This window comes from Bacillus pacificus (assembly GCF_020861345.1).
GTDB lineage: Bacteria > Bacillota > Bacilli > Bacillales > Bacillaceae_G > Bacillus_A > Bacillus_A pacificus.
In genome coordinates this window covers 2,092,515-2,110,451 of the sequence record NZ_CP086328.1, presented here as the reverse complement: position 1 = coordinate 2,110,451, position 17,937 = coordinate 2,092,515, and the positions used below count along the sequence as shown (strand labels likewise).

Here is a 17,937-nt window from a genome sequence, read left to right as displayed (position 1 = left end):
AGTTTTATTTTGCTCTACCGATTTAACCTCTCGACTGCTTCCGGGCTTGTATCTACACGTTTAACGAAAAAAACTAATAGTAGTGCAACAATATTCATGCCAAGCGCTACATAGAACGAATATTGGATTCCGGATAATAAAGCCTTCTGCGTTACCATTACCTTCGTAGCTTCTGTGAAGGTTGTTGGATCTAATTCAGACATTAGACTTTCAGCTTTTGTTTTTGTTACAGAATTCATAATCGTAACAAGAATAGCAGTACCAATTGAACCGGACACTTGTTGAGCTGTATTATTAACAGCTGTACCGTGCGGATTTAAGCGAGTTGGCAATTGATTAAGACCATTTGTCATAAGTGGCATCATCACCATCGCCATCCCAAACATCCGCAGCGTGTAAATAAGAATAATATGTGTGTGACTAGAGTCGATTTGCAGGTTTGCCAGCATATAAGTTGAAACAGCTGTAATGGAAAGTCCTACTATACCAAGAATCCGAGGGCCATATTTATCGAATAGTTTACCTGTAATTGGTGACATAACTCCCATTATTACCGCACCTGGAAGCATCATCAGCCCAGAGCTCAGCGGTGAAATACCGCGGACATTTTGTACATAAGCTGGTGTTAAAATCATACCCGAAAACATGGCTACTGCGTTGACAATTGCAATTACAGAGGCAAGTGCAAACATTGGGTACTTGTAAACACGTAAATCCAATAACGGTTCATTCATTTTTAGTTGACGGATAATGAAAGCAATTAGGGCAATAGCGCCTACGATTAAGGTTGTTAAGACAACTTTATTCGTCCAACCATCGGAGCTTGCAGAACTGAACCCATATAACAGACCGCCAAAACCGACAGAAGATAATAGTAATGAGAGATAATCAAGTTTTGCATTTTTGTTTTGTCTCATGACATTCTCAGATTTCCAAATCCCTAACAGTAAGCTTATGATTGCTAACGGTAAAATCATTTCAAAAAGCAAGCGCCAGTCATAATACTCTACAATATAACCCGATAATGTCGGTCCAATTGCTGGGGCTGTAATCATAACTAATCCAAAAATCCCCATTGCTGTTCCCCTTTTTTCTCTCGGAAAGCTTACTAGCATAATATTCATTAACAAAGGTCCCATGACTGAAGAACCTGCTGCTTGAACCATCCGGCCAGTAAGTAATAAACCGAAGTTCGGTGCTACAGCCGCTAAAGCCGTACCAAGGATAAAAATCAACATGGATGTAATAAATAAACTCCTATTGGAGAAGCGGGTTATTAAAAATGCTGATGCCGGAATTAATATACCACTTACAAGCATATATCCTGTAGAAAGCCACTGGATCGTTGAATAATCTTTAATGTCTAAATCCTTCATTATTGATGGCAAGGCTACATTTAAAAGCGAGTTATTTAGAAATGAAACAAATGCCCCAATAAAAAGGATTACAAGCATTACATATGGTGGTTTTCTTTTATGTAATGTTTCACTCATATATTTATTTGCCCCTTCATTATAAATTCCATTGATTAATTTCAATCATTCACATATCTGCACAAAAATACATTACCCTTGCAGTATTTTGCCATACTCTTCGAATGGATATTCTCTTTTTCGCAATTCTACTTGCTCTACATAACATTTTTAAATTTTTTTTATTGCTTAAACCTTTATAAACGCATTTGTTAACCGAAATTAAATTAGGCTACATTTTGAGGTGAAGTTGTCTTATCGCCCACAAATAGCAGGATAAATCAACAAGACAAGACCACACCCATTCCTTTAAATACAGGCTTGTAAATCTAGTTATGTAACCATCCATCAAAAGGAATATTACATAGGCTAAGTCTAACATTACATTTTTAAAGTAAGGGGAATAAGCTTATGCACCAATATCGGTATTTGAATTCAAAAGGAAATGAGGAGCATTATAATTACCAAATTTCAATGTCATCATTATATGTACAGCCCCAAATCACTAAAGCTGAGGGAATGAATGATTTGAAGATTCCTGAGAATTGGAATTGTCGCTTCTATCCAATTGGTTCGGATTCACCAGCCAATTATACAGCTTTCTATCCTCAGTCCCCTCCCTTCTCTTTGGATCAGCCAATCCATTATGCAGGGATGATGCCCCAAGGTCATCCCGCTAATTGGCCTCCATTCCCAGGCCATGCAGGTAATTTTCAAAAACCTCCCTTACCCTGGGCTCAACCATTCAACCATACAGGGATGTTTGCACAAGGTCATCTTGCCGCTTTACTCTCACCGCCAGCTAAGGCTTTTAAATTTAATAGCAATAACTGGGGTATTTTCGGAAACTCTCCAGGATGGGGAGGACAGATAAGTCCCATGGGATGGGGGAATAACGGCGGTTACGGTCAGACAGGAATGCTTGGAAACTTACTTACAGTAGGCAAAGGCACTATGAATGGAATTGGAATGCTTAGTAGTCTAATGGGTATGGGGAAGTTCTTCTTTTAGTGAATTAGAACGAGTGGATACGTCCATAGATCAAACATGCCCATCAGTGTATTGATTATATGGTTCCAGTACTCCCTCCAAGTTCGGTTCCTCTTATGTCAAATTATAAAAACATCTATTGCCTTGTATGTGATAACTTGATATAGGTATGGTGGCATTAACAAAATGCAAAAACCGGTTCCTTTACGAAAGAACCGGTTTTTGCATTTTGTTGGAAAAGTAGTCAAATCTTTTTTTCATTATTTAACACTTTGAACACGGCCAATTTGTCCATCTTGTAGTCGAACTTTAATGCCATATGTATGTGTTTCGCTATGTGTCAAAATGTCTTTCACAACGCCACTTACAGTTTTACTATAATCATTATCCAATTGAATAACTACATGTGAACCAACTGAAATTTGTGACCTTGTTGGTTTCCCACCTGTTGCTTGTGTTGGTTTTTCTTGTTTTTGTGTTCTCTCCTGTTGTGTAGACTGCTGTTGCTGAGCTTTCTTCTCTTCTTGCTTACGTTTTTCTTCTTCTACTCTTTGTTGCTCTTCTTGTTTACGTTTTTCTTCTTCTGCTCTTTGTTGCTCTTCTTGTTTACGTTTCTCTTCTTCTGCTCTTTGTTGCTCTTCTTGCTTACCTTTTTCTTCCTCTACTACTTTTTTGTCTTCATCCACTTTTTGCTCATCTGGTGCGCCCTTTAATTTTTCTTCATTACCTTTACAAGCACTTAAAGCAATTACACATAAACTCATAAGTGCAAATAATAATAATTTCTTTGACATTTAAAAATCCTCCTATATATACATTACAAATTAATAACTTTCATAGCATAACAAAAGTATATGTATTTCTTTGTCGTAATTTGTCGTATATATGTAATTTCTACTAAAAGACTGTCTCTATAATAAAGTGAAACTTTAATCAATGGGGATTTTGTTCATCCCCCACTGATTATTAGTTGAACCAATCGGGCATTTACGGGCAATTAATCTCCCACCTAACTTCTTTGCTCCAGCCGAATTTTAAGATAGGAGTCTTACTGCCCGTTAATGCGGGATAAAAGCGAAAATTATTATATCAATTTGTGCACAGAAATTACGTTCGTTTACTAGCCGAGTGAGCTTAATTAATAAAATACAAGAAAACACCTTCATCTTATATATAAAAGGTTATCGGAATCTAACGAAGTCTATTATATGTTAAGACATTTTTAAAGAGCATAAAAAAACACCCTAAGGTGCCATACTCCAACTCGAGAATCATAGCTATGTATGGAGAAATTTAGAAAAGAGAAGTTTCTAATTATAATTTATAAAGTTATTATGCCATGTATTACATACATATTACCTTATTTACTGGAAGCTGAATCCAGTTATATCACTTTCTAATCAGTCTCGTTAAAGCCATCCCAAGAAATCCAACACCCATACCTATTAGCCATCCTGTTTGGCCATTCCCTAACATAGACCCTACTCCTCCGCCAAGAAACATGCAGCCAACAAATACTAATCCTCCAATTCCCCAATTCGGCCGTTCCATAGTTCAATCACACCCCTTCCATAAAACATATGCGATTAACTAGCCTAACTTTCTTGCATGGGATAGTTAATTATTTTGCTTATGTTTAGCACTTTCAGGGCAGTCAAAAGATGCGGAGATTGAGTCATTTGAATAAATTACAGAAGGAGAATTTCATTTTTTCATATTAAATAACTTAAGAGTGTGTTTCACAATTTATGACTAGCCCCACCGCTATCCAACTCAGATAAGAAAGCAAAAACGAAAATTATATGCATCATTGACTACTGTTAACGAGACGTTACGTTAACCCCACATGAAAACCCTATCCATCCAAATTTACACAAAGTTATCCTTGCTGATGGTACAATTAAAATCATGGAGGGATATTATGGGGATTTTTTTGTAATAACACTACTTCTTATAAACGGCACTGCAATATTCTTATTTTTCTTGTCTGTTTCACCAAAAATTAAGGCTAAAAACCTATCTTCAATAATGATCTGTTTAGGTATAAATCTAATCATAAGTCCAGCGGCTTTTCTTATAGGTGGGATAGCTGACTATGCAGGTGTGGTGGCTAATTATGGAGCTTATTTTGCGGGTGAGTCGGCAACAGCCCCTCCTCTAGTTAGTCATGCAATTTATTTTTTTGGAGGATTTCTCTTTATTCAGGGAATACCGCTGCTCATACTACTTGCAGCTTTTTGGAAGTTTGCTAGAGCAAAGAAAATAAAACAAGTATAGAAGGATGAGTGGATACTTTTTAGAGTAGGGATTCGCTTTTTTCTCGCTACCAATAATAGGAGTTCATGTCATACAATGGAGTTACTATTAGAAAACTGTGAGGATGATTACGTTGATAAAATTTGTAATTTGTTACGCTGCAAGTCTGTTTGCTTTCATTTTTGGATGGTTCTTGATTTCATATATTTCTCATCCTAGCTTTATTCACCCGAACGTTGTATTAGGATTCATTAAAACGATCATTACTTATGGTAGTATACCGGCTCTTGTAGCTTGTCTAATTGGAGAAGTGCTATACAGGAAAATCAAGCGATGTAGAGAATTTCAATTTGGAATTCCTATATTTATAGGACAAGCCGTTCTCTATACACTTATACCATTCCTTTTTCTTTTTCCTTTTAATTTTTCGCATTTCTTTGACTTCGTTGCACCTGTAATTATGGGATCCTTAGCTTTTTATTTCGTACGTCGAAAAATATAATTAACTTCACGAGTATGACAAAAAGAATCCTGATTAGTAAAACCACACTGTATAACCAAACAGAACTCAAAGAACGCATCAATTCTTGCGAAATAAACAAGAAAAAAATAAAGGCTTTGAGGAAGAAAATAAGTAATTGTGTGAAAAAAGAAAGGTACAGCTTACTGATTACTTCATAAACTCATAAAAAAAGGACCATACATATTAGACATATCTAAAATGTATGGTCCTTTTGCCATTTGAATTTCTTTTTAAACTTCTTATATTTTCTATACGAATGTCTAACGATGTTTAACATAAAATACGGTATTTTAATAGGGAAAGGCAATTTATAAATGAAAGGCAAATAAAATATAAAATATGCCTTTTCTAGGTCTCTCCACTTACTATCTTCTTTTGTTTTTAAGAAATCAGATACATCCACTACATACCCTCTTCCGTTTTCCATCATCACATTTTTCCCGTGAACGTCACAAGGAGTTAATCCTTGTTCTCTTGCATACTCTAATGCTTCATTAATATCAAGGATTACCTGCTTAGGAATTTTAATCCCCTTATGAATAGCATCGTATAAAGTAATTTCTTTTAAACGTTTCAATACTATGAAATTTTCTCCTTTATATATAAGCTTCGAATAAGAAGGATGGTTTCCAATTCTTCGGTATACTTCCGACTCTTTTTCAATTCCTTCTCCTTCTCGTGCGTAAACTTTCACTACCCAATCTTTGTATTCTTTATGCATGAATACTGCGGCATAATTACCTATCCCTAAACACTTCCAAAGTCTAGGAATATCTTTAACTACTACAGGCTCGAATTCATCCTCACTTCTAATGCTTACCTCTTTTAATAATTCGTTCTTTATCAATCCCACAAAACTGTTTATACTCATCATTTCCACTCCGGTTTTGCTAAAAGGGGTCCCACCCACATTTTAACGAAAATATACACTAAATGAATTTTATCATAAAACGAGACATCTTTTTTCTTAAAATAAAAAGATGTCTCGTTTTATTTGAACTGTTGAATACTTACTATTTATTCCACTATTCATAGCCAAAAACCTTACAACACAAAAATATTTCTAACTATTTTTACGTATTTTCATTTTTCCAGAGGCAACTGTATATGGGCTTTTCTTAGTGCAAGTTCTCTTCGTTCATTGGCCATGCCAAATCTATGTTTGTTCATTGCATAAGCATAACTTAGCTTTTCATCTGGATCAGCAAAACAGAATGATCCTCGGTGCTGTACAAAACGTTCTGGGGGTAGTATGAGCTTTTAACTTGATGAGTATGGGTTATATACCCTATCTATACAAGTATTGTCTACATAACACATTATTATCGGTAGCAAGGACAAGAAGGCCTCTTCCCTTTACAACGGAACCTCCTTTCTTTGTTCTATCGATCTATGTATTTTTTTATACATTCCTATCCCGGCACGGTTTTAGGATTCTTTTTGTTGTTAGATAAATAAAAAACTATCTTGCATCCTCCTAGGTGTAACTATATATGAACAGTACTTATTTGAACTTTCTCAATGACCAACATTACTTAACATAGTAAAATAGTATTCGGATGGAAATCCAATGTTATTAAAATTAAAGTGGTTATCAAGTCGGAGGAAGGCACCTTAAGGTGTCTTTTCTTTTTAAAATATATAAGCGAAGCGCAACTCTCCCTTCCCTCATGCCTCCTTACAGGGAGAATGATAAAGCTTTTTTTATTTACCCAATTACCGAGCTCTCAAATGTTTTAGCTAGTTACAATACATGTATTGCTTCAATAACATATAATCATTTTTAAGAATGTCATTGAAATATACCAATAGATGTTAGTGCAGTAAAATAAATTATGTTATGATGTGAGCAAATATAAAGCTATCTAACGGAGGGATTCATATGCCGCATGTTGTATTTCGTGGAATTACTACTGAACAATTAAAACGCATAAGCAAGCCATTAGTAGAAGAGCTCGCAGAGATTTGTGAGTGTGGTACGGATAATTTTACGTTGGAACTACCAAGTTCTACATTTGTATTCAATGGAGAAGAAATAGAAGCGTTTCCTCTTATTGAAGTGAAATGGTTCGAGCGCGGACAGGAAATTCGTGATCGATTTGCCAAGGCCATTACTACATATGTAATGGATTTTGGACTTCCAGAAGTAGAGGTTGTATTTACGGTTTTCACAGAATCAGCGTATTATATTAACGGGAAACATTGTGCAAGTTAGAACTATTTGAAAGATTGTTGTACGTTTTATAAGGGGTAGAGCCATATTGCCATCAAGCTAAAAAAAGCGAATATCCAAACACAAAAAATGAACTCTCTTCTCATAAACAACTAACTGTGAAGAGATAAATTTTTTGTTTGGGGGATATCAAAATATTAGCTTGATAGGTATGGGTACCGCCAGTATTTCTAAAAAAACACGCTAAGCACATTTCAATACAAAAAAGCCGAGTTTTATCCCACTAAGGATAAAATTCGGCTAATTGTAATTTCCATTGAAGGACTCGTTATATAAACTCGCCATTTTCATAGAAAAATATAACTTTAGCTAATGCATCGGCCTCACTCTTACCTAATTGTTAATTAACATACACATGTCGTTTAAATTGTCCTTTTTATATAAACCAGTCATTTTCCACATTTCTTTTTACATATATTTTTTAAAAGAAGGTTTCCATTCTGATAAATCCTTATAAACAAACGTTATGTTGTTACATATTTCCTCTGCAACTTCGTACATATGTTTTATATCATTAGCCGTAAATAATATAGACCCTTTGCGTTGCGTGCTATCTACAATAGTTGGTATGGTGTCGCCCTCTTTTACTACTAGATCAATTAATACTACCTCGGATATGTTAGTTAATCCTTTATACTTGATTTCTTTTAAGCAACCTGGTTTTGGAATCAAGCTTAAAGACATAGCTTGACATTTTGAAGGTAGACATCTAAATTCATCTATAGTCTCAGTAGCTAGCGTATCATAATAGTATCCAAATTGAGATATGCCAGTTGTTAGTTCCACCATCTTCCAGATGTTGCCACCACCTATTCTAACTTGAGACTCTATAATTATTGGTTTATTGTGTTTGTCTATCTTTATTTCTGTATGAGTAATGCCATTTTCCATTTGCATATCGTCCAAAAATAACATTACTTTCTCCATAATGAATTGTTTTTGAGATTCATCTATAGGTGCCGGCATAATCGTATAGTTTATTATAAATGTATCTTCTTTAAATACTTCAGCTGATATAGCAAGTATAGAATGTTTTTTGTTATAAGAAACGGTTTCAACCGTATAAACTATATCACCTGCAATATACTCTTCCACTAAAACAGGTAGTTGAATACCATTTTCTTCAATAAATACCCCTACGTCATCTCCCGAGTTTAGCTTACATACTCCTTTACCCCCTGCCCCAATCGGCGGCTTTATTATAACACTATCTTTTTTATTCAAAAATTCATTAATGTCTTCAGTATTATTACAAACTGTCGAATCTATCGAAAAGTCTTTACCTGCTAGAATTTCACGCATCATGTCTTTATTACGAGTTATCATATTAGCATTGTAAGAAGGTCCTTTAACATTAAAAATCTTTGCAATTATACAAGCCGTATCTAATGCTGTTTCGTTGAAAGATACAACCACATCAAAAGGTTTCTCTTTAAATAATTCTTCAGCATAGTATATAGACAAGGGTATGTTTGTTGTGTCTATTTCTTTTTTATAGAAACATTTTTCTAAGATAACTCCATCAAAATATATGTGTCTAGCGTAAGACCCTATATAGGAAACAGTGTACCCACTGTCTAATGCATCTTGTATAGGTTTTGTCCATCCCCCTATAAATAAAATGTGTGGTTTATTTTCTATGTCAGTTCCTTTTAATACCTTATGCATCATAATCATCCCCTCTAAAATGAACTCGTATATTCAATGTCAGTTCCTTTTGATACACCTCGTCTTAACAACGCCACTAAACACAATGTTGTTCCGAAACCTCCTATAAATAACGTAGTTTGAAGCCCGAATATAGAAATTAAAAATGCACTAGCAAAACTTCCCAATGCCCAAGCTCCCCAATTAAGCGTGCGCTGTACAGCATTTACTCGGCCAAGCATGTGATTTGGTGAGGCAAGTTGTCGTATAGTTGCGGCGTAAGGGCCAAATACACCTTCTCCCATACCATGTATGATACTTGCGGCTACTATACCGTAAACTGTTCCCATATATCCCATTATCGGTATAAAAGCCAAACCGGTAACTGATACAGTAGCGCTATAAATAAGCATTTTTGTATTATTAATTCGTTGACTCTTTTTCATGAGAACCGTATTACCTATTAAAAACCCTACCGCTGCTGAACCTACAACAAATCCTATTTCAATTTCAGATAGCCCCATTACCTTATAAAGGAATATTACTAAAATGCTATTTAGTATGTATTTAAAAAAACCGTAAACAGCACCACATGTCACAATTGGCTCTAATACAGGGTGTTTTTTGAAATATATCAAACCCTCATATATGTTTTCGTATATGGATTTTAAATTTACATCTTTTAAAGAACCCTCTGTATGCGGTTTAAACTTTGAAATAAATAATACAAACATAAAACAAACAAAATACGTTACTGCGTCAACAGTAAACGATCCTGTTAATCCGACTAGAGTAATGACGATTCCAGCTAGCATAGGACCAATTACTATAGAAAGAGACTCCGAAAGTGCTAGTTGAGCATTTCCTTTTTTTAAGTTTTCTTTATCTGTTACGATTTCCGGTAAGAAAGAAGGAATGGCAATGTTGTAAAACGTGGTGAATATTCCATTTAAAAACATGATAAACACCAATAAAGGGAACGTTATTATATTTGTTACAGTAAGTATGAATACTGATAAAAACAATATGCCTTGACATATACTACAAATTAGCAAAACATTTTTCCTATGAAAAATGTCTATTAAAGCACCGGCTACTAACCCAAAAATTAGGTAAGGGACGAATATAACCCCACGAAGCATAGCAGCATTTGCTTCACTTGTTTGTAACACCTCTAATGCAAAAAGTGGCAAAGCTACTATTGTAAACTGAGTACCTAACAAACTTATAGACTGTCCTAGCCAAAGCTTGTGAAAATTAAAATGTTTGCTACCTTTCATAATATCCCCCCGTTAAATCCATCTTTATAAATTATCAAGTTTACGATATAAGTCAGAGCGGGCAACACCTATCTTTCAACTAATATCTGTACCACATAAAAATTCGAAACCTGCTATACAAGCGAGTTTAGTTTCAAAATGAAAACTTGATGTTTAAAAATTACCTGGCTAATGAAAAGCTCACCTTCCGAAAGATACTTCCGCATTCATTTATAAATCAATTGATATACGGATTGAATTTGCTTGTAAGAATCAGTTTATTAATTAGTTTGTTTCGAATTCATTTTCCGATTGTATGTCACTTTGCATCACCTCCAGCATCAGTATAACCTTGAAGGCACGCTGTTGTACGCATTTTGGAATGTAATAGCAAGATAACGAAGCTACGATGACGAACTGAATGGATTTAACCTTGTTATTGGAGGACACATATATACATGACAATTGATTAAAATACATCAAGCCCTATGAGATAAATTTTTAGATAAACCAAAATAACAAGCAAAAAGCCCCTTCAAATTTTGAAGTGAACCCGAATAGTGGTACATGAAAAAAACACCTCCTGAATTCGCATACTAAGTATGCAAATTCAATGGAGGTGTTTTTCGTTTGAAGACAAGAGTTCATTACCCAGAAGAAACAAAGTGGAAAGTGATTGAAATGAAGAAAGACGGCTATTCAAATCGTATAATTATGGAGAAACTCGGAATTAAAAATGTTTCCCAAATTAAGACATGGATGAAATGGTATCGTACAGATCAAACGTATCGTTTTCAACAACCTGTAGGAAAACAATATTCTTATGGAAAAGGACCAAAAGAGCTCAGTGAATTAGAACAGCTACGTTTAGAAAATAAACATCTAAAAACAAAATTACTTGTATGGGGAAAGTATCTGGAAATCGAAAGGGGCTGAAACCAGAAACTGTAGTTACTTTATGGGAAAATGTAAAAACAAAAATAACGGTAAAAGAATTGTGTAACGTATTAGAATTACCCCGTTCCACATTTTATCGTTGGTTACAACGAACGGAAGATTTGAAAGATGGTATAGAAGAGAAAATAAAGGACGTTTGTCTTAGGCATAAATTCCGGTATGGATATCGAAGAGTGACCGCTACTCTTCGTAAAATGGGACTGTGTGTCAATCATAAAAAAGTATTACGAATCATGAGACAAAATCACATTCTTTCAAAAGTACGTCGAAAGAAAAAGAAATATATCAATGGTGCGGAGCCAATGGTAGCCCCTCATCGATTGGAGCGCCAATTCGATGCATCCAGACCAAATGAAAAATGGTTTACGGATGTGACGTATCTCTTATTTGGAGAGCGTACTTTGTATTTATCAACGATTATGGATGCCTTTAATCGTGAAATTATTAGTTGTGTCATCAGCGAATCACAAACACTGACATTAGCGATGAAGACATTAAAACAAGCAATGAGAGGGCGAAAAGTAAAAGATGTCCTTCTTCACTCAGATCAAGGAAGTATTTATACAGCAAAAGAATTTCAAGCGTATGCCAAAGAAAACGGCATTATCACCAGCATGTCCCGGAGAGGAAATTGCCATGATAATGCCGTCATGGAAAGCTTCTTTGGTCATTTAAAAAGTGAAGCTTTCTATTCACAAAAGATAACAAAAGTATCCAACGCAACTGTGCGAAAGATTGTGCTAGAATACATTCATTACTACAATTGTGTGCGAATTCAAGAAAAATTAAACCACCTATCCCCTAAAAAATTTAGGGAACAAGTGGTTTAGGTGTTTTGATTGGTGTCCCGTTTTCGGGGGTCACTTCATTTGAAGGGGCTTTTTAATATATAGAAATTAACTTAAATTAAAAATAACATCTCTTAAAAGGGGGGCATTTTTTTATTATTCATGTTTATTGAGGAGCCTTCGTTTGAAGCAACTTTAACCCCATGCTAATAAAAATCAGTCCTGTTACTTTATTTAGAATCATTCCTACCTTTTGATTTCCTCTTAATTTTTTGGTGACATAGGAAGAGAAATAAGCAACAAATAAACACCACAATAGTCCAGTTACTGTAAAAGTAATTCCTAAAATGATAAAAGGTATAGGACCTGAAGCCCTTGTATCTATAAACTGCGGCAGAAATGCAATAAAGAATAAAGAGACTTTTGGGTTCGTAAGACTTGTTAAGAGTCCTTGTAAATATATCTTTCTTTTGATTTACAACCGATAAAACTGATGTGGTATACCATTCGTATCACGGAGCCAAAACTCACTATTGAATAAGTAAAGCCCCAGAAATCCAAAGATCTCTGGGGCTTCCTTATATATTTAGCTCTTTTTGCTTTTTGTTTTGTTTATATCTATACAGCAATTTTCGGCTTATTAGAGAAATCACTAATAAAGTCAGTATCAATACGACAAGTTGCATCCATGATAAATCAAAATATTTAGCACCTGTAACGATTAAAAGTGTAGAAATCGTTCCTTTTACAATGAAAAAAATAATAATCCATAATCCGCCTTTTTTCCAGTTCATTTTATATTACCCTTTCCTACTTTTAAATTCTTGAAAAAATTAGTGATAGTTTTTGAATGTGACACCTTAATAAAAATCTATTATATTAGTAAACTTTTTCACGAAAATCATATCTATTTATATACGACGATTCCATCATAAATGAAAATGATATTCAGTGTCAATTTTATTGACTATTTGAAAACCTGTTTCTTCATCTGAATCTCTCTCCACTTTGCTTCTTATAAGCAATGAACTCTTGTCTTCAAACAAAAACACCTCCATTGCATTTGCACACTTAGTATGCGAATGCAAGAGGTGTTTTTTCATGGACCATTAGGTAAAATTTCCTGCTTTGTTTACTCGTTTAAGTTTTTAATGCGCAATTATATTCTAGTACACGATAACTGGATCATACGTGTTCAAACTATCATACACAGTTTTTGCAACGTTAGGAAGAAGATTTACACACCCGCCTGATCCTCCTGTTAAATAAGCATTACTTCCCCAGTCTTTTCGCCAGCCGGCATCGTGGAATCCTTGACCGCTATTTGTGAATGGAACCCAGTAATCTACTTTCACTGCATAATCAGCTTTCCCTACTGCGCTGCCTCTTAGCGTATATGGTGTTCGTTTGTATAGAACGTACCACACACCTGGTGATGTATCTTCACCTGTGCTATGTTTACCCGTTACTACATTTGTTGTGACGACTAATTTCCCATCTTTGTAAATCCAAATTTGTTGATCTGCAATGGAAACTTCTGCATATGTGTCTCCAATACCATTATTCGATGTTGTTTTATAACCGATCCCTTCCTTCTCCCAACCATTTCCGTGAATATTAGAAGCAGAAAGTGATTTTTCACCTTTCTCAAAGGCTTGTTGAACTTGTTTTGTCTCTTTTTCCACATCTAGTGCCCAGCCGTATCCTTGACCTTTTACTGATATAACCGAACCAGAATGTGTTTTAAAAGCGAAGTCTTTATGTAATGTAGATTTAGCGTTATTAATTTCAGCAATCTTATTCTTAATTTCGCTCGCATCGATTGTCACCTTCATATCTTTTGACATAGACGCGTTTTGAATTAAATCTTTCGCTTTTAACGAATACACTTCATCCTGCACTTTATAATCAACAGACTGCGTAAGAAGATTTTGTAATGCTTTCTCTTCTTTTTTAATAATCGGATCGTCTTCTTTAATAGGCTGTATGTATGCAGACTTTAGATGGATTTCGCTTTTATGTTTCTGCTTATCGTAATCTTTTAGTAAACTCGCAACGTCATACTGTTTTCCATCAACACTCTTCGAAATTACAACTTTTCCTTGTTCAAGCTTCGCCATAGCATCTTGAGGTGCTTTTAATTTTTCATTCATGGAAACAAGCTTTTCTTCTACAAGTTTTTTCATCGTTTCACTACGATACTGATCCGCTTCTTTCGGTAACAATGAATAATCTTTTTCCTTTGAAGAAGGGAAAAATGTCCACTGGCTTTTTAATAGTTTCTTAACTTGCGGCAAATCTTTTTCCGTCAGTTCCGTCTTTGTCTCTTTTTCATCTAAAATTTGTTCTTTATCAATATAGACTTTGTTTGCTAATCCAGATGTTTTTAATTTCTGTATTGCCTGATCAGCGCTCAAACCACCGACTTTTGTATCATTAATCGTAACATTAGAATTGAAGTGAGTTGCCTGATAATAGCTCATTCCCCCAAGGAGAAGTGCAAGTACACCGCCACCTGCTGCGATAAGCTTCCAATTTGGAAAACGTTTTTTGGATCTTACCCGTTTTTTCTCAACTTCTTCAACAGATTCATTTACTGTATTGTTGTTCATCAATCTTTCCCCCGTATACATTAACGTCAATTGATTTTAAACCAAAACCATTGAATAGTGTACCTTATTTTCCCTGAAATTTCATTGTTTTTAACTAGGATTTATCTCATTTAATCGTTAAAAGTTAGATTTTTTATAGAAAGATATATAAATGTGGTAGATAAAGTGGAAAAGGAACCACATCAATCAAGCTATTACAGGCCCCTAGCATTCCCTGAATTTTGAAGAGTGGTACTCTCCATGAACTTTAACTTAGTGAAATAAATGTTAGTAGGTTCAAGTTAGAGAACAGCACCTTAGCATGTCTTCTATTTATAAAAAATATCCACAAAAAAGGGTCTACATGTAGACTCTTTTTTGTGAACATTTTAATATCGTATTTTTATAAACATAGAATTCCCTATGCTTTTCGCTTTTCACCAAAGTTCACAACATCTACTATTAGGCTAACTCATTTCACCTTATGACCTTTTATCATCAACAATTTTAAAATTCTTTAAACTATTATATACGTTTGTACCACGCTTTATTGATACGTTCAACCTTTACAGGTGTTGAAGTTTTTGACTCATTCTTTGTTATAACCCTATTATTAGAACATCCTGCAATAGTAAGGCAGCATGTAACCAATAAAACCAATAATATAAATTTATTCAAATAGCCACTCCTATATAAGCAAAATATTATATTGAGAAAATTAAACATACCATCGAATCTTTGTAAAAACAATATATTTACTAGTTTTATTTTCATTAGCGGATTAATGGACGCTTTAAGGTCTTTTTTTGCATTTATAAGGGTAAAACTTCACGTTCATCAAGTCAAGGTTCAATTTCTGTTTAATTCGCTCTCAGAGTTTATTCCAAAATAAAAGATGGCTATTTTTCTTGAAAACTAAGTATCTTCCAAAACAAAAAACTGTAGACTCCATATACATTTATTCAACTAACTTCTCCCCTGTAACAATCTGAAACAACGTGGCTGCATTTTCCCCTTCTAATTGAACATACTGACTATTCCCCGCTATGATTTCTATTTTATCCTTATTAGGACTTATCCAAATTTGATATAACACAGCTTTTGCCTCTATTTTCGGATTTTTAAATTGAAAAATAAAGTGATAATCAGCTGGACGAGACATTTCCAATTTTTTATTTTCAAAATGAGCATCATTTAATATTTTCTTTACTTGCCGAACTTGCTTATTATCTGTAACTACCTTCAAATCTTCATATGTATCATTAACACGTTTTTGCACTTTGATTGTTTGATCTTCATTTCCTATTATATTCGAACAGCCCGTTACTATGAATATAACTATAGTAATAAAAACTACAGATACATTTCTATCCTTCATATTCATCTACCTCATTTCATAAAAATTTAGATGATTGTAAAATAAAGGTAATTAATTTATAGTTAAAAATATAAAGAATATAAGGAAAGGAGTATGATCCATGCAGTTAAAAACATACACTTGGAAAAGTTATATGTTTCTTATTGTAAGTATATTCGTTACTATTAATCTCTTTCTCTTCACACCTATTTTAGACAGAGTTGGAGTAGAATATGTCGTGCCTTTTGCCTACTTCATATTAGCTTCCACTGTAATAGCAATCCTATTAGCGGTTATATCTTTTTGCAGTCGAAACGAAAAGAAAATTTTAGCGATTATCGGTTTATGCTTTACTCTATTTAATACAGCAATTATTGTATTTTTCCTTTGGTTCGGTTACCACTTCACTTAAGTGAAGTATAAATAAACTCCATAAGCCACAAATAAAATGAATAGAATCGAAATGCTGAGTACTGTATATATGATCCATTTTAAATTTGAACTCATATACTCCCCCTCCCACACTGTAATAATTCCAGTATATAACAAAAAGCATTGGATACCCAATGCTTTTTCATACTTACGCAAATAAAGACGTATTCGCATATAAAGCTGGTGAACCACCTGAATGTACGAATAAAATGTTGTCTTCTTTTTTAAATGTACCTTTTCTAATTAAGTCGATTAATCCCGCTACTGCTTTACCTGTGTACACTGGATCAAGTAAAATACCTTCAGTTTTTGCTAACAGCTGCACTGCTTCCACCATTTCTGGCGTTGGTAACGCGTAACCTGGTCCTACATATTCATCAAAGCATGTAACAGCTTCGCGCGGGATAAAGTTTGGAATACCAACGTGAGCTGAAGTTTCATCTACAAGTTTTGCTACTTTCTCTTCTTGCTCTGCTTTTCCTCTACTTACGTTAATTCCGATTACTGGGATGTTACTTTGTGTTCCAGCAAAACCTGTAATTAAACCAGCGTGCATGCCGCCGCTACCGCTTACGCAAACGACTGAACTGAAATCAATTCCTTGGTCAAATGATTGCGCCATAATTTCTTGCGCACAAGCAACGTATCCCATTGCGCCAGTAGGATTTGATCCACCAACTGGTATTACATATGGTGTACTACCTTTTTCACTAACTTCTTTCGCGACTTTATGCATCTCTTCCATAAGATCTGCTCCGTTTCGTACAACAATGACATTTTCAGCACCTAATAAATGATATAAGAAATAGTTTCCGTTAAAGTCTGGCTTCTCTTCTGGCTCAAGCCCTTCTTCCAATACAAGAATACATTTCATTTTTTCTTTTACCGCAGCTGCAAGTGTTAGGCGGCAATGATTTGATTGAATGCCGCCAGCTGTAATTAACGTATCTGCACCCTTTGCCTGCGCATCCGCAACTAGAAACTCTAACTTTCTCGTCTTATTACCACCAGCTGTTAAACCAAGTAAATCATCTCGTTTAAAATAAATAGTCGGCCCACCAAGTGCCTCAGAAAAATTGTTTAATTTTTCAATTGGTGTATATGACTCTGTATATTTTTTTCTCGGGAATTTAGCTAAATTCATGAATAACGCTCCTTTTGTACTTCTTTCACAATGTATGTAACGATACTATTATTACATGTAAAAATGATGAAGTCATCTTTCTGGGGTAAAAATATGTTGGAATTCGGTTTTGGCGAATGGAATTGCATTAAAGGTTTTATCTTCAATACGGTACATGAAATTTATATCGACGATTTTTCAAATATATCGTTCATAACTTGAAATATATCAACGATTTTTTCAATATATCGACGATTCGACATGAGATATCGACTTATCGACAAAAAATGACAAAAAAAGAGCCCACTC

16 protein-coding genes and 1 pseudogene are annotated in these 17,937 nt (G+C 34.6%); 6 read left to right on the top strand and 11 right to left on the bottom strand.

Annotated features, from left to right (window positions below; genetic code table 11):
* Positions 1-14 precede the first annotated feature (14 nt).
* Entirely contained in the window at positions 15-1,493 is a 1,479-nt protein-coding gene (locus LMD38_RS11055) for a DHA2 family efflux MFS transporter permease subunit (RefSeq protein ID WP_029141146.1), read from the bottom strand.
* 390 nt (positions 1,494-1,883) lie between these two features.
* Between LMD38_RS11055 and LMD38_RS11050 the strand changes: the two genes are divergently transcribed.
* Positions 1,884-2,483 carry a hypothetical protein gene (locus LMD38_RS11050; protein ID WP_016717968.1) on the top strand — a complete coding sequence of 200 codons (600 nt, stop codon included), beginning with the start codon at positions 1,884-1,886 and terminating at the stop codon, positions 2,481-2,483.
* 239 nt (positions 2,484-2,722) lie between these two features.
* Here LMD38_RS11050 and LMD38_RS11045 read toward each other — a convergent pair whose 3' ends face one another.
* Both LMD38_RS11045 and LMD38_RS11040 read right to left on the bottom strand, forming a co-directional pair.
* Complete coding sequence (locus LMD38_RS11045) at positions 2,723-3,256, bottom strand: YwbE family protein (RefSeq protein ID WP_228920291.1); 534 nt, start codon at positions 3,254-3,256, stop codon at positions 2,723-2,725.
* 595 nt (positions 3,257-3,851) lie between these two features.
* Positions 3,852-4,013, bottom strand: a complete 162-nt coding sequence (locus tag LMD38_RS11040) for a hypothetical protein (RefSeq protein WP_016717970.1) — start codon at positions 4,011-4,013, stop codon at positions 3,852-3,854.
* A 357-nt stretch (positions 4,014-4,370) separates the two neighbouring features.
* Here LMD38_RS11040 and LMD38_RS11035 point away from each other — a divergent pair, with 357 nt between their 5' ends.
* Together LMD38_RS11035 and LMD38_RS11030 are read left to right on the top strand one after the other, a co-directional pair.
* Positions 4,371-4,739: a hypothetical protein gene (locus LMD38_RS11035; protein WP_016717971.1), complete on the top strand. Its 369-nt coding sequence runs from the start codon at positions 4,371-4,373 to the stop codon at positions 4,737-4,739.
* Positions 4,740-4,842: 103 nt separating this feature from the next.
* Entirely contained in the window at positions 4,843-5,220 is a 378-nt protein-coding gene (locus LMD38_RS11030) for a hypothetical protein (protein WP_029141147.1), read from the top strand.
* Positions 5,221-5,434: 214 nt separating this feature from the next.
* Here LMD38_RS11030 and LMD38_RS11025 read toward each other — a convergent pair whose 3' ends face one another.
* A complete protein-coding gene (locus LMD38_RS11025; RefSeq protein ID WP_029141148.1) occupies positions 5,435-6,112 on the bottom strand; it encodes a protein kinase family protein in 678 nt (225 codons plus the stop codon).
* Positions 6,113-7,123: 1,011 nt separating this feature from the next.
* Between LMD38_RS11025 and LMD38_RS11020 the strand changes: the two genes are divergently transcribed.
* Positions 7,124-7,456: a DUF1904 family protein gene (locus LMD38_RS11020; RefSeq protein ID WP_001120967.1), complete on the top strand. Its 333-nt coding sequence runs from the start codon at positions 7,124-7,126 to the stop codon at positions 7,454-7,456.
* 426 nt (positions 7,457-7,882) lie between these two features.
* On the opposite strand, the gene LMD38_RS11015 is transcribed toward LMD38_RS11020, so the two are convergent.
* Positions 7,883-9,142 carry an ATP-grasp domain-containing protein gene (locus LMD38_RS11015; RefSeq protein ID WP_062822199.1) on the bottom strand — a complete coding sequence of 420 codons (1,260 nt, stop codon included), beginning with the start codon at positions 9,140-9,142 and terminating at the stop codon, positions 7,883-7,885.
* A 14-nt stretch (positions 9,143-9,156) separates the two neighbouring features.
* A complete protein-coding gene (locus LMD38_RS11010) occupies positions 9,157-10,401 on the bottom strand; it encodes an MFS transporter (protein ID WP_062822200.1) in 1,245 nt (414 codons plus the stop codon).
* A gap of 609 nt (positions 10,402-11,010) precedes the next feature.
* Between LMD38_RS11010 and LMD38_RS11005 the strand changes: the two genes are divergently transcribed.
* A protein-coding gene (locus LMD38_RS11005; RefSeq protein WP_228920289.1) for an IS3 family transposase occupies positions 11,011-12,167 on the top strand; the annotation gives its coding sequence in 2 pieces (ribosomal slippage) (positions 11,011-11,263 and positions 11,263-12,167; 1,158 coding nt in all).
* 124 nt (positions 12,168-12,291) lie between these two features.
* On the opposite strand, the pseudogene LMD38_RS11000 reads toward LMD38_RS11005, so the two are convergent.
* The 4 genes and pseudogenes from LMD38_RS11000 to LMD38_RS10985 form a co-directional block, all read right to left on the bottom strand.
* Positions 12,292-12,594 (bottom strand): annotated as a pseudogene (locus LMD38_RS11000) (LysE family translocator); the annotation flags it as partial.
* 109 nt (positions 12,595-12,703) lie between these two features.
* Positions 12,704-12,919 carry a hypothetical protein gene (locus tag LMD38_RS10995; RefSeq protein ID WP_016717976.1) on the bottom strand — a complete coding sequence of 72 codons (216 nt, stop codon included), beginning with the start codon at positions 12,917-12,919 and terminating at the stop codon, positions 12,704-12,706.
* A 372-nt stretch (positions 12,920-13,291) separates the two neighbouring features.
* Positions 13,292-14,737, bottom strand: coding sequence for a L,D-transpeptidase family protein (locus LMD38_RS10990; RefSeq protein ID WP_062822201.1), 1,446 nt, complete (start codon positions 14,735-14,737; stop codon positions 13,292-13,294).
* 937 nt (positions 14,738-15,674) lie between these two features.
* Positions 15,675-16,094 (bottom strand): YhfM domain-containing protein, encoded by a 420-nt coding sequence (locus LMD38_RS10985; protein WP_062822202.1) that lies wholly within the window; start codon positions 16,092-16,094, stop codon positions 15,675-15,677.
* A gap of 100 nt (positions 16,095-16,194) precedes the next feature.
* On the opposite strand from LMD38_RS10985, the gene LMD38_RS10980 reads away from it, so the two are divergent.
* Complete coding sequence (locus tag LMD38_RS10980; RefSeq protein WP_062822203.1) at positions 16,195-16,485, top strand: hypothetical protein; 291 nt, start codon at positions 16,195-16,197, stop codon at positions 16,483-16,485.
* 168 nt (positions 16,486-16,653) lie between these two features.
* Here the strand turns inward: LMD38_RS10980 and cuyA are convergent, their stop codons facing one another.
* Positions 16,654-17,649 (bottom strand): D-cysteate sulfo-lyase, encoded by a 996-nt coding sequence (gene cuyA / locus LMD38_RS10975; RefSeq protein WP_062822204.1) that lies wholly within the window; start codon positions 17,647-17,649, stop codon positions 16,654-16,656.
* Between the last annotated feature and the right edge of the window lie 288 nt (positions 17,650-17,937).

Excerpts from the sequence above, each read along its gene's own strand:
- LMD38_RS11015 (WP_062822199.1), bottom strand. The coding sequence starts at position 9,142 with ATGCATAAGGTATTAAAAGGAACTGACATAGAAAATAAACCACACATT.
- LMD38_RS10985 (WP_062822202.1), bottom strand. The coding sequence starts at position 16,094 with ATGAAGGATAGAAATGTATCTGTAGTTTTTATTACTATAGTTATATTC.
- LMD38_RS11045 (WP_228920291.1), bottom strand. The coding sequence starts at position 3,256 with ATGTCAAAGAAATTATTATTATTTGCACTTATGAGTTTATGTGTAATT.
- LMD38_RS11055 (WP_029141146.1), bottom strand. The coding sequence starts at position 1,493 with ATGAGTGAAACATTACATAAAAGAAAACCACCATATGTAATGCTTGTA.
- LMD38_RS11050 (WP_016717968.1), top strand. The coding sequence starts at position 1,884 with ATGCACCAATATCGGTATTTGAATTCAAAAGGAAATGAGGAGCATTAT.
- LMD38_RS11010 (WP_062822200.1), bottom strand. The coding sequence starts at position 10,401 with ATGAAAGGTAGCAAACATTTTAATTTTCACAAGCTTTGGCTAGGACAG.
- LMD38_RS11035 (WP_016717971.1), top strand. The coding sequence starts at position 4,371 with ATGGAGGGATATTATGGGGATTTTTTTGTAATAACACTACTTCTTATA.
- LMD38_RS10995 (WP_016717976.1), bottom strand. The coding sequence starts at position 12,919 with ATGAACTGGAAAAAAGGCGGATTATGGATTATTATTTTTTTCATTGTA.
- LMD38_RS11040 (WP_016717970.1), bottom strand. The coding sequence starts at position 4,013 with ATGGAACGGCCGAATTGGGGAATTGGAGGATTAGTATTTGTTGGCTGC.
- LMD38_RS11030 (WP_029141147.1), top strand. The coding sequence starts at position 4,843 with ATGATTACGTTGATAAAATTTGTAATTTGTTACGCTGCAAGTCTGTTT.
- LMD38_RS10990 (WP_062822201.1), bottom strand. The coding sequence starts at position 14,737 with ATGAACAACAATACAGTAAATGAATCTGTTGAAGAAGTTGAGAAAAAA.
- cuyA (WP_062822204.1), bottom strand. The coding sequence starts at position 17,649 with ATGAATTTAGCTAAATTCCCGAGAAAAAAATATACAGAGTCATATACA.
- LMD38_RS10980 (WP_062822203.1), top strand. The coding sequence starts at position 16,195 with ATGCAGTTAAAAACATACACTTGGAAAAGTTATATGTTTCTTATTGTA.
- LMD38_RS11025 (WP_029141148.1), bottom strand. The coding sequence starts at position 6,112 with ATGAGTATAAACAGTTTTGTGGGATTGATAAAGAACGAATTATTAAAA.
- LMD38_RS11020 (WP_001120967.1), top strand. The coding sequence starts at position 7,124 with ATGCCGCATGTTGTATTTCGTGGAATTACTACTGAACAATTAAAACGC.